At 51.2% G+C, this 13,817-nt stretch carries 12 protein-coding genes and 1 pseudogene; 6 read left to right on the top strand and 7 right to left on the bottom strand.

All coding sequences use genetic code 11. From position 1 onward, the window contains the following. Positions 1 to 1,308, top strand: a complete 1,308-nt coding sequence (gene ynjE, locus RTW80_RS14710; protein WP_001300586.1) for a thiosulfate sulfurtransferase YnjE — start codon at positions 1 to 3, stop codon at positions 1,306 to 1,308. An 8-nt stretch (positions 1,309 to 1,316) separates the two neighbouring features. On the opposite strand, the gene RTW80_RS14705 is transcribed toward ynjE, so the two are convergent. Beyond that, complete coding sequence (locus RTW80_RS14705) at positions 1,317 to 1,937, bottom strand: CDP-alcohol phosphatidyltransferase family protein (protein ID WP_001300428.1); 621 nt, start codon at positions 1,935 to 1,937, stop codon at positions 1,317 to 1,319. Between the two features lie 86 nt (positions 1,938 to 2,023). Between RTW80_RS14705 and nudG the strand changes: the two genes are divergently transcribed. After that, positions 2,024 to 2,431: a CTP pyrophosphohydrolase gene (nudG, locus tag RTW80_RS14700; RefSeq protein ID WP_000781868.1), complete on the top strand. Its 408-nt coding sequence runs from the start codon at positions 2,024 to 2,026 to the stop codon at positions 2,429 to 2,431. On the opposite strand, the gene RTW80_RS14695 is transcribed toward nudG, so the two are convergent. After that, positions 2,397 to 2,669 (bottom strand): YnjH family protein, encoded by a 273-nt coding sequence (locus tag RTW80_RS14695; protein ID WP_000085240.1) that lies wholly within the window; start codon positions 2,667 to 2,669, stop codon positions 2,397 to 2,399. The two genes, nudG and RTW80_RS14695, sit on opposite strands and share 35 nt — an antisense overlap. Positions 2,670 to 2,904: 235 nt before the next feature. Here RTW80_RS14695 and gdhA point away from each other — a divergent pair, with 235 nt between their 5' ends. After that, complete coding sequence (gene gdhA / locus RTW80_RS14690) at positions 2,905 to 4,248, top strand: NADP-specific glutamate dehydrogenase (RefSeq protein ID WP_000373021.1); 1,344 nt, start codon at positions 2,905 to 2,907, stop codon at positions 4,246 to 4,248. 116 nt (positions 4,249 to 4,364) lie between these two features. On the opposite strand, the gene RTW80_RS14685 is transcribed toward gdhA, so the two are convergent. The 4 genes from RTW80_RS14685 to RTW80_RS14670 form a co-directional block, all read right to left on the bottom strand. Continuing rightward, positions 4,365 to 5,405: a DUF1266 domain-containing protein gene (locus tag RTW80_RS14685; protein ID WP_000756910.1), complete on the bottom strand. Its 1,041-nt coding sequence runs from the start codon at positions 5,403 to 5,405 to the stop codon at positions 4,365 to 4,367. 127 nt (positions 5,406 to 5,532) lie between these two features. Continuing rightward, positions 5,533 to 7,494, bottom strand: a complete 1,962-nt coding sequence (gene topB, locus RTW80_RS14680) for a DNA topoisomerase III (protein ID WP_001235800.1) — start codon at positions 7,492 to 7,494, stop codon at positions 5,533 to 5,535. Positions 7,495 to 7,498: 4 nt separating this feature from the next. After that, a complete protein-coding gene (gene selD / locus RTW80_RS14675; RefSeq protein WP_001295485.1) occupies positions 7,499 to 8,542 on the bottom strand; it encodes a selenide, water dikinase SelD in 1,044 nt (347 codons plus the stop codon). Between the two features lie 116 nt (positions 8,543 to 8,658). Further along, positions 8,659 to 9,210 (bottom strand): NAD(P)H nitroreductase, encoded by a 552-nt coding sequence (locus tag RTW80_RS14670; RefSeq protein ID WP_000339283.1) that lies wholly within the window; start codon positions 9,208 to 9,210, stop codon positions 8,659 to 8,661. A gap of 160 nt (positions 9,211 to 9,370) precedes the next feature. Here RTW80_RS14670 and sppA point away from each other — a divergent pair, with 160 nt between their 5' ends. The 3 genes from sppA to pncA all read left to right on the top strand — a co-directional run bounded on the left by sppA (position 9,371) and on the right by pncA (position 13,062). Then, on the top strand, positions 9,371 to 11,227 hold the full coding sequence (gene sppA, locus RTW80_RS14665; RefSeq protein ID WP_001259811.1) for a signal peptide peptidase SppA: 1,857 nt from the start codon (positions 9,371 to 9,373) through the stop codon (positions 11,225 to 11,227). Positions 11,228 to 11,393: 166 nt separating this feature from the next. After that, the gene (gene ansA, locus RTW80_RS14660; protein WP_001170157.1) at positions 11,394 to 12,410 is read left to right on the top strand and encodes an asparaginase; all 1,017 of its coding nucleotides are present in this window, start codon (positions 11,394 to 11,396) and stop codon (positions 12,408 to 12,410) included. Positions 12,411 to 12,420: 10 nt separating this feature from the next. Next, positions 12,421 to 13,062, top strand: coding sequence for a bifunctional nicotinamidase/pyrazinamidase (gene pncA / locus RTW80_RS14655; RefSeq protein WP_001135066.1), 642 nt, complete (start codon positions 12,421 to 12,423; stop codon positions 13,060 to 13,062). 92 nt (positions 13,063 to 13,154) lie between these two features. On the opposite strand, the pseudogene RTW80_RS14650 reads toward pncA, so the two are convergent. Further along, positions 13,155 to 13,748: pseudogene (locus RTW80_RS14650) on the bottom strand (MFS transporter); the annotation flags it as partial. Positions 13,749 to 13,817: the final 69 nt, after the last annotated feature.

Here is a 13,817-nt window from a genome sequence, read left to right as displayed (position 1 = left end):
ATGAAACGTGTTTCTCAAATGACCGCGCTGGCAATGGCTTTAGGGCTGGCTTGCGCTTCTTCGTGGGCCGCTGAACTGGCGAAGCCTCTTACACTTGACCAGCTTCAACAACAAAATGGCAAAGCGATAGATACTCGCCCCAGCGCGTTTTATAACGGCTGGCCACAAACCTTAAATGGCCCTTCTGGTCATGAACCTGCCGCCTTAAACCTCTCTGCCAGCTGGCTTGACAAAATGAGCACCGAACAGCTCAACGCGTGGATCAAGCAACATAACCTGAAAACCGATGCTCCGGTGGCGCTGTACGGTAATGACAAAGATGTCGACGCCGTCAAAACGCGACTGCAAAAAGCAGGTTTAACGCATATCTCCATCCTGAGTGACGCGCTAAGCGAACCTTCCCGTCTGCAAAAACTGCCGCATTTTGAGCAGCTGGTTTATCCGCAATGGCTGCACGACCTGCAACAAGGTAAAGAGGTTACGGCGAAACCTGCCGGTGACTGGAAAGTCATTGAAGCGGCCTGGGGCGCTCCTAAGCTTTACCTTATCAGCCATATTCCCGGCGCTGACTACATCGATACCAACGAAGTGGAAAGTGAACCGCTGTGGAACAAAGTTTCTGATGAACAACTAAAAGCGATGCTGGCAAAACACGGCATTCGCCATGACACCACGGTCATTCTGTATGGGCGTGACGTATACGCTGCAGCGCGTGTGGCGCAGATTATGCTTTATGCTGGCGTGAAAGATGTGCGCCTGCTGGATGGCGGCTGGCAAACCTGGTCCGACGCGGGACTGCCTGTTGAGCGCGGAACGCCACCGAAAGTGAAAGCGGAACCGGATTTCGGCGTGAAGATCCCGGCACAACCGCAACTGATGCTTGATATGGAACAGGCGCGTGGACTGCTGCATCGCCAGGATGCATCGCTGGTGAGCATTCGTTCGTGGCCAGAATTTATCGGTACGACCAGCGGTTACAGCTATATTAAACCAAAAGGTGAAATAGCCGGAGCACGTTGGGGACACGCTGGTAGCGACTCGACGCATATGGAAGATTTCCATAACCCGGATGGCACCATGCGTAGCGCCGATGATATTACCGCTATGTGGAAAGCATGGAATATCAAACCAGATCAGCAAGTTTCATTCTACTGCGGCACCGGCTGGCGCGCGTCCGAAACCTTTATGTACGCACGAGCAATGGGCTGGAATAACGTCTCCGTTTACGACGGCGGCTGGTACGAATGGAGCAGCGATCCAAAAAATTCGGTAGCAACCGGTGAACGCGGCCCGGACAGCAGCAAATAACATTGCAATTACTGACGCTGGAGCGACTTCAGCGTCAGATACCCACTCCACACCCGCGTAAAGGTCGTCATCCAGCACAACGCACCAAATACCCACGCAAACCACGGAAAACAGGTCGGAAAGAGGCAACTCAGAACAAACAGCAAAATCGTCTCGCTGCCTTCGGTTAACCCGCCCAGATAATAAAACGATTTATGCGCATAACCGGGATTATCAATCTGATGTTTCGCCGCCAGCGCAGCAAAAGCGAGAAAACTGCTACCCGTGCCGATAAACGCAAACAGCAGCCAGCCGCCTGCCAGGGCGTTTTGCTGCGGTGCGGCGAGGATAAACCCAAAAGGCACCAGCGCGTAAAAAAGAAAATCGAGAGAAATATCAAGAAAGCCGCCCGCGTCGGTAAGCCCTCTGCGCCGCGCCAGCGCACCGTCCAGACCATCAAGCAGCCTGTTCAACAAAATGACGACTAGCGCCGCCAGATACCAGCCCAGCGCCAGAAACGGCAGAGCCAGCACGCCGATGGCAAATCCCACTAATGTTAAACCATCTGGCGTAATGCCCGGTTTATCAAGAACCCGCACGCACTGATGCAACAACGGTTTAATCCGGGGATGAAGATGGCGGTCTAGCACAGGCACTCCTTAAATATAAAGCCTTTCTGATTGAGCAACAGTGCGGATATTATGGCATTTTTCGCTTATCTGCCCGTGTGTAATTTATGAAAATGATTGAAGTTGTTGCCGCCATCATTGAACGTGATGGCAAAATTTTACTCGCGCAACGCCCCGCCCAGCGCGATCAGGCGGGATTATGGGAGTTTGCCGGTGGTAAAGTCGAGCTGGATGAAAGCCAGCAGCAGGCGCTGGTGCGTGAGTTAAACGAAGAATTGGGCATCGAAGCAACTGTGGGTGAGTATGTTGCCAGCCATCAGCGAGAAGTTTCGGGGCGGATTATCCATCTTCATGCCTGGCACGTACCCGACTTCCACGGGACGTTACAGGCACATGAACATCAGGCGCTGGTCTGGTGCTCACCTGAAGAGGCGCTGCAATATCCGCTGGCCCCTGCTGACATTCCATTATTAGAGGCGTTTATGGCTTTACGCGCCGCCAGACCAGCGGATTAGTGCTAAGGGTTTTGTCATCACGCTGGCATTGCAGCAGTATTCCTTCGGCTTTAATTACCGCCCCTTCAGAATAATTTTGATCCTGATAAACGCAGCACTGAGTACAGGGCTGCGCTGACTGCCCGCCTGAACTGAACACTTCTGGCGGTACGTTTACCTCCACGTCCGGACGATAATGCGGGTTAGCCAGTGCAATTAATGGAAATGCTAATACTACGGCGAACAATGCTCGACTCACAGGGAACTCCTTAACGTTATTGTCTCTGCTACTGATAACGGTAGCCGGGTGGCAAAACTTTAGCGTCTGAGTTATCGCATTTGGTTATGAGATTACTCTCGTTATTAATTTGCTTTCCTGGGTCATTTTTTTCTTGCTTACCGTCACATTCTTGATGGTATAGTCGAAAACTGCAAAAGCACATGACATAAACAACATAAGCACAATCGTATTAATATATAAGGGTTTTATATCTATGGATCAGACATATTCTCTGGAGTCATTCCTCAACCATGTCCAAAAGCGCGACCCGAATCAAACCGAGTTCGCGCAAGCCGTTCGTGAAGTAATGACCACACTCTGGCCTTTTCTTGAACAAAATCCAAAATATCGCCAGATGTCATTACTGGAGCGTCTGGTTGAACCGGAGCGCGTGATCCAGTTTCGCGTGGTATGGGTTGATGATCGCAACCAGATACAGGTCAACCGTGCATGGCGTGTGCAGTTCAGCTCTGCCATCGGCCCGTACAAAGGCGGTATGCGCTTCCATCCGTCAGTTAACCTTTCCATTCTCAAATTCCTCGGCTTTGAACAAACCTTCAAAAATGCCCTGACTACCCTGCCGATGGGCGGTGGTAAAGGCGGCAGCGATTTCGATCCGAAAGGAAAAAGCGAAGGTGAAGTGATGCGTTTTTGCCAGGCGCTGATGACCGAGCTTTATCGTCATCTGGGCGCGGATACCGACGTTCCGGCAGGTGATATCGGGGTTGGTGGTCGTGAAGTCGGCTTTATGGCGGGGATGATGAAAAAGCTCTCCAACAATACCGCCTGCGTCTTCACCGGTAAGGGCCTTTCATTTGGCGGCAGTCTTATTCGCCCGGAAGCTACCGGCTACGGTCTGGTTTATTTCACAGAAGCAATGTTAAAACGCCACGGTATGGGTTTTGAAGGGATGCGCGTTTCCGTTTCTGGCTCCGGCAACGTCGCCCAGTACGCTATCGAAAAAGCGATGGAATTTGGTGCTCGTGTGATCACTGCGTCAGACTCCAGCGGCACTGTAGTTGATGAAAGCGGATTCACGAAAGAGAAACTGGCACGTCTTATCGAAATCAAAGCCAGCCGCGATGGTCGAGTGGCAGATTACGCCAAAGAATTTGGTCTGGTCTATCTCGAAGGCCAACAGCCGTGGTCTCTACCGGTTGATATCGCCCTGCCTTGCGCCACCCAGAATGAACTGGATGTTGACGCCGCGCATCAGCTTATCGCTAATGGCGTTAAAGCCGTCGCCGAAGGGGCAAATATGCCGACCACCATCGAAGCGACTGAACTGTTCCAGCAGGCAGGCGTACTATTTGCACCGGGTAAAGCGGCTAATGCTGGTGGCGTCGCTACATCGGGCCTGGAAATGGCACAAAACGCTGCGCGCCTGGGCTGGAAAGCCGAGAAAGTTGACGCACGTTTGCATCACATCATGCTGGATATCCACCATGCCTGTGTTGAGCATGGTGGTGAAGGTGAGCAAACCAACTACGTGCAGGGCGCGAACATTGCCGGTTTTGTGAAGGTTGCCGATGCGATGCTGGCGCAGGGTGTGATTTAAGTTGTAAATGCCTGATGGCGCTACGCTTATCAGGCCTACAAATGGGCACAATTCATTGCAGTTACGCTCTAATGTAGGCCGGGCAAGCGCAGCGCCCCCGGCAAAATTTCAGGCGTTTATGAGTATTTAACGGATGATGCTCCCCACGGAACATTTCTTATGGGCCAACGGCATTTCTTACTGTAGTGCTCCCAAAACTGCTTGTCGTAACGATAACACGCTTCAAGTTCAGCATCCGTTAACTTTCTGCGATAGCAGCAGATATGCCAGTAAAGAAATCCCATTTGACTATTTTTTTGATAATCTTCTTCGCTTTCGAACAACTCGTGCGCCTTTCGAGAAGCAAGCATTATATAATGCCAGGCCAGTTCTTCTTCAATTGTCCCGTTTTGAAAAGCTGTGCTTGATATCGAGATCATCCATGATAATTCCGCCGCCCATATTAGCTTCGCCGAGGATTTACCGGAGCTATGATTAGCGCAATCAGAGATATAGTCTGAGGGAAAAACAGCAAATTTATTCAACAAGGCGATAACCTGCTCTGGGGCTTCCTCCATGTTTGCTTTAAAGGTATTGGCTCCATGGTCGCCAGAAAGAAAATGCTCCATTAAGGCACAATAACTTTCGCTATCTTCGATACCCCATTGATCCTCTAAAGACTCGCGTCTTTTACTTATGATATCGATCGAGTCAAAAGGAAGCACATGATATTGGAAGGTATCTTTGCCAGGTTCAGGCTTTCGCGGCCAGAACTCCAGCGTTTCAGACCATTGCTTATGATAGAATCGATAAGGTGCGATCAATTGTAGCGCCTGTAACTTCTCGATACTGAGCGGCTCAATACCTTTAGCCTGATAATAATGCAGTTGTTCTTTTTTTGCTTTAAAACCGGCCCGAACAATAAGCCCCATCATAATTAATAGATAAAGAAAAGAGCATCCCGCGGTAATCAGGCCTCTTTCATTCAAACCGTTGGATGTTATCGCTGCGAACACAAACATTACAGCGACAACACATGTTAAATAAAACCCCCACTTACAAAGCAGCATGGCCTTATTTTCTTTAATCATCCGTTCAAAATTACTATTAAATATTTCCCAGCCATTAAAAGAATACTTCTCGCTCCCAGGATGGTTTTGTAATAAAACTTTTTTCATCACATTCCCTGTTATTACATACTTTAGAGGCGATAATTTTATCCATGCAAAAAAAATATCCAACGAATTTTCTTGATCCGCTGGATATTTCAGAATATGACTCGAATAGCACGAAAGATTCACTCGCTTACGCTATCGCCCCGCTTCCGACTTCATCTGCTGGCGGACTTTTTTTCGCACTACGTTTACGCGGTGCAGCCTTTTTCTTATCAGCACTGCCACCACTGCCCGGAGCCACAATGCCGCGAAACTGCCGCACCGGCGTACGTTTGGCTTGATCAATAAGCTGATATAGCGTCCCCACCAGCGGCTGCATAAAGTCCTGATAGCGACACTGCTTTTCGCTGATTTGCGTCAGCACCGATTCCCAGTGCGCGGTCATGTCCGGTCGCGTCGCCATCTCCGGCAGCGAATGGAATAGCGCTTTTCCGGCGTCGGTGGAGTGGATATAGCGCCCTTTTTTGGTCAGGAAACCACGCTTGAACAACAGTTCAATAATCCCGGCACGCGTTGCCTCTGTCCCCAGACCATCGGTCGCACGGAGGATCTTTTTCAGATCTTTATCCTGCACAAAGCGCGCGATCCCGGTCATCGCCGAAAGCAGTGTTGCATCGGTAAAATGGCGCGGCGGCTGGGTTTGCCGCTCTACCACTTCACCTTTTTCACACAGCAACTCATCGCCTTTCGCCACCACAGGCAGTGGCGTGCCGTCGTTTTCTTCATCGCGCTCTTTGCTGCCTAACAGCGTGCGCCAGCCTGCTTCAGCAAGAAAACGCGCTTTAGCGACAAATTTGCCTTTGGCAATGTCCAGTTCGATAACACACTTGCGGAACACCGCATCCGGGCAGAATTGCATCAGATACTGACGGGCAATCAGGTTATAGACCTTCGCTTCGTTCTCCGTCAGGTTGATCGCAGAACTCCGTGCGGTCGGAATGATGGCGTGGTGCGCATCGACCTTTTTGTCATCCCAACAGCGGTTGCGTATATCTGGATCTACCACTGGCTGCGGCAACAGATCCGGTGCATGAACACTGATGGCATTCATCACCGCGTGGCGTCCGGCAAAATGTTCTTCTGGCAAATAGCGACAATCAGAACGCGGATAAGTGATTAGCTTGTGCGTTTCGTACAGTTTCTGGCAGATATCAAGCACGTTCTGCGCGCTCAGACCAAAGCGTTTTGCCGCTTCAATCTGCAACGCCGAAAGCGAAAACGGCAGCGGCGCGGATTCTGATTCCCGTTTATCGTTATAGCTGGTGACAATAGCCGGTTGACCACTAATGCGGTTAACCACATGCTCCGCCAGTGGACGATGTAACAAGCGCCCTTCTTCATCCTGGTACGGTTCACACGCTTCGCTCGGTTGCCAGATAGCGGTAAACCGCTCATCGGCAGGTGTCACGATATGCGCTTTGACTTCAAAGAAGTCTTTCGCCACGAAGTTTTCAATCTCTTCATCGCGGCGCACCACCAGCCCGAGCACGGGTGTCTGCACGCGCCCCACGGAAAGCACGCCCTGATAACCAGCATTGCGACCGAGAATGGTGTAAGCACGGGTCATATTGATGCCGTACAGCCAGTCGGCACGCGCTCGCGCCAGCGCAGAAACGCACAGCGGTACAAACTCACTGTTGGAACGAAGACGGTCGATCGCCCGCTCAACCGCCTGCGGGTTCAGGTCGTTTATCAAGCAACGCTGCACCTGCTGGCGCTTTTCCGGTGCCAGTTGCAGATAGTCCAGCACTTCATCCACCAGCAATTGCCCTTCACGATCCGGGTCCCCGGCGTGAACGATTTCGCTGGCTTCATGCAGGAAGCGTTTGATGACGTTAAGTTGTTTGGTCACGGAGGGTCGGGGCTGTAATTGCCACTTTTCCGGGACAATCGGCAAATCCGCAAGATTCCAGCGCGCATAGCGGCTGTCGTAGGCGTCTGGCTGCGCCTGCTCAAGCAGGTGACCGATACACCAGGTCACCACCTGACCATTACCGCACTCGATAAAGCCATCGCCTTTCCGGTGCGGTTTGGGCAGGACATCAGCAATGGCGCGCGCCAGACTCGGTTTTTCGGCAATAAACAACCGCATTGAATTAACGAATCTCAACCATGGCACGACCGCCGCGCGCTGGCACCAGTTCGCCAATTGCCGTCAGTTCAATGCCAAACTCGGCGGCTGTAGCTTTGACCTCATTTTCTGCTTCCGGCATGACCGCCAGCAGCAAACCGCCAGAAGTTTGCGGATCGCACAGCAGATCGCGCACTTCACGCGGCATTTCACCCATCAGATGACCGTAGCTGGCAAAGTTACGTTCAGTGCCGCCAGGTACTGCGCCCAACTTAATGTACTCTTCAACACCGGGGAGTTTCGGGATCGCTTCATAGTCGACGCGTGCCTGCACACCAGCCCCCTGACACATTTCGCTCAAGTGGCCCAGCAGACCAAAGCCCGTAACGTCGGTCATCGCTTTTACGCCTTCGATGTTGGCAAAGGACGCGCCTGCGATGTTCATCCGGCACATCACTTCCGTCGCCAGTCCCTGATGTTCTGGTTTCAACAGTGATTTTTTCTCAGCCGTGGTAAGAACGCCGATCCCCAGCGGTTTCGTCAGGAACAGTTTGCATCCGGCTTGTGCGGTACTGTTTTTCTTCACCCGCTCGGTCGGTACGATCCCCGTTACCGCCAGACCAAAAATCGGCTCCGGCGCATCGATGGAGTGACCGCCAGCCAGCGCAATACCCGCCTGACGACATGCATAGCGTCCACCTTCGGTCACTTCGCGGGCAATTTCCGGGGAAAGTTTGTTAATCGGCCAGCCGAGGATCGCAATCGCCATAATCGGTTTGCCCCCCATCGCGAAGATATCGCTGATGGCGTTAGTCGCCGCAATGCGGCCAAAATCGAAAGGATTATCAACGATCGGCATAAAGAAGTCGGTGGTACTGATAACGCTGGTGCCATTGCCCAGATCGTACACCGCCGCATCGTCGCGGGTTTCATTACCCACAAGCAAATTCGGATCAACAAACTTCGCCTGCTCACTGTGCAGGATGGTTTCCAACACTTTTGGGGAAATTTTACAGCCGCAACCAGCTCCGTGGCTGTATTGGGTCAAACGAATCGAGTTCTCGCTCATGGACATCTCCTGTCAATGCAATCCGGGTATGGTAACCCTCATTCCGTGAAGTGATAAGTGAGAGTGTCTGAATTCCTGCGCCTTTGCTCACAATCCAGACAGTTTCGCGACAATTATCAGAAATAAGTTACAAACGGCGTCGGGTCCGGGACGTTAATCGACGTAGATGCTTTCAGCTGCGGCGTACCGAGGTAGAGAAAACCGACAATTTTATCCTGCTCACGGCAACCGAATGCTTCACGCACTACCGGACTTTCAGTTAATGCGCCACTGCGCCAGATGCCGCCAAACCCCTGGGCAACTGCTGCCATTTGCATCGCCATGACCGCGCATCCGGCAGACATTTCCTGTTCCCAGCGCGGGACTTTATGATTCTCTTCGCATTTCGCCACCACCGTGATGATGAGCGGTGCGCGGAACGGCGCATTACGGGCTTTGTCGATAGCTTTGTCATCACTACCGGCAGCAATCGCCCCCTGTTCCAGTACGGCGCTGAAACGCTCGCGCCCTTCCCCTTCAATCACAAAAAAATGCCACGGTTGCATGGACTTATGGTCCGGCGCACGCATACCCGCACGCAGGATGTTTTGCAGTTGTTCACCCGTTGGCGCGGGTTCAGCCAAGCGGGAGGCGCTACGGCGATTGATCAATAGTTCGAGTGCATCCATTTGATTAACTCCTGTCGTGATATTTATTCACAAAATTAACACGAGAGTGGATTTTGTTACAGCACAGTCCGCAATTCCTGCTGACAAGTACCGGTTGGGTCATTACGATAACCACATCTATTGCGCCTGTGACAGGTGTGACCTTAAGTTGGGAGAATACATGCGAACCCTTTGGCGATTTATTGCCGGATTTTTTAAATGGACGTGGCGTCTGCTGAATTTCGTCCGTGAAATGGTACTTAACCTGTTCTTTATTTTCCTCGTACTGGTTGGTGTGGGGATTTGGATGCAGGTCAGTGGTGGTGATTCGAAAGAAACGGCCAGTCGTGGCGCACTGCTGCTGGACATTTCTGGTGTGATCGTCGATAAACCCGACAGTTCTCAGCGGTTTAGTAAATTAAGCCGCCAGCTGCTTGGTGCCAGTTCCGATCGTCTGCAGGAAAACTCACTGTTTGATATCGTCAACACTATTCGCCAGGCGAAGGACGACCGCAATATCACCGGTATTGTGATGGATCTGAAAAACTTCGCAGGCGGCGACCAACCGTCTATGCAGTACATCGGCAAAGCTCTGAAAGAGTTTCGTGACAGCGGGAAACCGGTTTATGCCGTTGGCGAGAACTACAGCCAGGGGCAATATTATCTCGCCAGTTTCGCCAATAAAATTTGGCTGTCTCCGCAAGGCGTGGTTGATCTGCACGGCTTTGCCACCAACGGTCTGTACTACAAATCGTTGCTGGATAAGCTGAAAGTTTCCACCCATGTGTTCCGCGTGGGTACGTATAAATCTGCCGTTGAACCGTTTATTCGTGATGATATGTCACCGGCAGCCCGCGAAGCTGACAGCCGCTGGATTGGTGAGCTGTGGCAAAACTATCTGAATACTGTTGCCGCTAACCGGCAGATCCCTGCTGAGCAGGTATTCCCTGGCGCGCAAGGGTTGCTTGAGGGTTTAACCAAAACCGGTGGCGATACCGCGAAATATGCACTGGAAAACAAGCTGGTCGATGCACTGGCATCGAGTGCGGAAATCGAAAAAGCACTGACCAAAGAATTCGGCTGGAGTAAGACTGATAAAAATTATCGCGCCATCAGTTATTACGATTACGCATTGAAAACGCCGGCAGATACCGGTGACAGCATCGGTGTCGTCTTTGCTAATGGCGCAATTATGGATGGCGAGGAAACTCAGGGGAATGTTGGCGGTGATACCACTGCGGCACAAATCCGCGACGCTCGCCTTGACCCGAAAGTGAAAGCGATTGTCCTGCGTGTTAATAGCCCAGGCGGCAGCGTTACCGCGTCTGAAGTGATTCGCGCTGAACTGGCAGCAGCCCGGGCAGCGGGTAAGCCTGTGGTTGTATCGATGGGCGGCATGGCGGCATCTGGTGGTTACTGGATTTCCACGCCAGCTAATTACATTGTGGCTAACCCCAGCACCCTGACCGGTTCTATCGGTATCTTCGGCGTGATCACCACCGTAGAAAATAGTCTGGATTCGATTGGTGTTCATACCGATGGTGTCTCAACTTCACCGCTGGCAGATGTTTCTATCACCAGGGCACTGCCGCCGGAAGCACAGCAGATGATGCAGTTAAGCATTGAGAATGGCTATAAACGCTTTATCACGCTGGTTGCTGATGCGCGTCATTCGACGCCGGAGCAGATTGATAAAATCGCCCAGGGCCACGTCTGGACCGGTCAGGATGCAAAAGCTAACGGGCTGGTCGATAGCCTCGGGGATTTCGATGATGCAGTTGCCAAAGCAGCAGAGCTGGCAAAAGTGAAACAGTGGCATCTGGAATACTACGTTGATGAACCGACCTTCTTCGACAAAGTGATGGACAACATGTCTGGTTCTGTCCGGGCAATGTTGCCAGATGCGTTCCAGGCCATGTTACCTGCACCGCTGGCCTCGGTAGCCTCTACTGTTAAAAGTGAAAGCGACAAGCTGGCCGCGTTTAACGACCCACAAAACCGTTATGCGTTTTGCCTGACCTGCGCCAACGTGCGTTAAGTCTTGTACTGAGTGGCCGACAGATCGTCGGCCACATTATTTTTTACGTCGACGAATCCTCTTCCCGCTGTCTCGCCCCATATTTCCTTATCCGCATAGTATCAGGTGCGCTCCTCCTGCCTCACGTATATACTTTTGCTCTTTCGATATCATTCATATCAATATCATGCAAAAGAAATCAATTTACGTCGCCTACACGGGCGGGACCATCGGGATGCAGCGTTCCGAGCAGGGTTATATTCCGGTGTCAGGTCATCTACAACGCCAACTGGCGCTGATGCCGGAATTCCATCGCCCGGAGATGCCAGATTTCACCATTCATGAATATACGCCGTTGATGGATTCTTCTGATATGACTCCAGAAGACTGGCAGCATATTGCTGAAGATATTAAAGCGCACTATGACGACTATGATGGTTTTGTCATTCTGCACGGCACCGATACGATGGCATATACCGCCTCTGCGCTGTCGTTCATGCTCGAGAATCTCGGTAAACCAGTCATTGTGACAGGGTCACAAATCCCGCTAGCTGAGTTACGCTCTGACGGACAAATTAATCTGCTGAATGCGTTGTACGTTGCGGCGAATTATCCGATCAACGAAGTAACGCTCTTTTTCAATAACCGATTGTATCGCGGCAACCGCACTACCAAAGCCCATGCCGATGGTTTTGATGCGTTTGCCTCTCCAAACCTTCCTCCGTTACTGGAAGCAGGTATCCATATTCGTCGTTTAAATACGCCACCCGCCCCGCACGGTGAAGGGGAATTAATCGTTCATCCAATCACCCCACAACCAATTGGCGTAGTGACGATTTATCCAGGGATTTCTGCTGACGTCGTGCGCAATTTTCTGCGCCAACCGGTGAAAGCATTGATTTTGCGCTCCTATGGCGTGGGTAATGCGCCACAAAACAAAGCCTTCCTGCAGGAATTACATGAAGCCAGCGATCGCGGTATTGTGGTGGTCAACCTGACACAATGTATGTCCGGTAAAGTGAACATGGGTGGTTATGCCACCGGTAACGCCCTCGCCCATGCCGGCGTTATTGGCGGTGCAGATATGACTGTAGAAGCCACGCTAACCAAACTGCATTACCTGCTGAGCCAGGAACTGGATACTGAAACCATTCGCAAGGCCATGAGCCAAAACCTGCGCGGCGAACTGACGCCGGATGATTAAGGAGACTGCAATGCCCCCTCGCGCCCTGTTACTGGTCGATTTACAAAATGATTTCTGTGCTGGTGGCGCGCTCGCCGTGCCGGAAGGTGACAGTACGGTGGATGTCGCTAACCGCCTGATTGACTGGTGCCAGTCGCGCGGTGAAGCGGTTATCGCCAGTCAGGACTGGCACCCGGCGAATCACGGCAGTTTTGCCAGTCAGCACGGTGTAGAGCCTTATACGCCAGGCCAACTCGACGGTTTGCCACAAACCTTCTGGCCAGATCACTGTGTGCAGAACAGTGAAGGCGCACAATTACATCCGTTACTGCACCAAAAAGCGATCGCAGCGGTGTTCCATAAAGGCGAAAATCCTTTAGTTGACAGTTACAGTGCCTTTTTTGATAACGGCCGTCGGCAGAAAACCTCTCTCGATGACTGGTTACGCGATCATGAAATCGATGAATTGATCGTTATGGGCCTGGCTACTGACTATTGCGTGAAGTTTACCGTGCTGGACGCGTTACAGTTAGGTTATAAGGTAAACGTGATTACCGATGGTTGTCGTGGCGTGAATATCCAGCCACAGGACAGTGCGCACGCGTTTATGGAGATGTCAGCTGCTGGGGCAACGCTATATACGCTGGCAGACTGGGAAGAGACACAGGGGTAATTTTACGCTGGCCTACAATTCTGTACTGGCATTGTAGGCCAAATAAAACACGTCAGTGGCACATCTGGCAATTGATGCCATCAACGAAAGATTTAATTCACCTCAGAAATCTCTTCCAACGACACCTTCCGCGTTTCGATGCCAAAAATGGAGAGAACCAGCGCACAGAGCAATAACATGACACCAAGTACTATAAACACCGTGATCGACCCATAATGTGTTAATAATGCCGCAACGCCATAGGGCGTGAAGACTGCGACGATCCGTCCGACGGCATTAACGAAACCCGAACCGCGCAGGCGTAAATGCGTTGGCCAAAGCTCCGGGATATAAACCGCCGACGCGAAGCAAACATACATGTATAAAAAGAAGATCATCACCAGGCCATAGATTAAAATCGCCCACTCTGTAGTCTGAATTGAATAGATATAGCCTAACACGGCAATAATAATAAGTAAGGTGGAGCCAAATAACCGACGAGGAAAATGATCAATAATTAATGCCGCAATAAATATTCCTACCGGAGCGCCAATCATAATAACAGCGGTCATTAATATTGATTTATCGACATCAATGCCGGAGTTAACAAATATGGTCGGTATCCATACGGTGATGGTATAAAGCGAAATGTTCATTGCAATTAAAACAGTAATCGCGACTAATGTACGTCGTAACATTTCAGGTGATGCTGCCAACTTACTGATTTAGTGTATGATGGTGTTTTTGAGGTGCTCCAGTGGCTTCTGTTTCTATCA

The organism is Escherichia sp. AM3 (assembly GCF_032029835.1).
In the GTDB taxonomy this organism is placed as follows: domain Bacteria; phylum Pseudomonadota; class Gammaproteobacteria; order Enterobacterales; family Enterobacteriaceae; genus Escherichia; species Escherichia coli.
The sequence above is the reverse complement of the archived record's forward strand: the minus strand, read 5'-3'. Positions and strand labels throughout refer to the sequence as shown.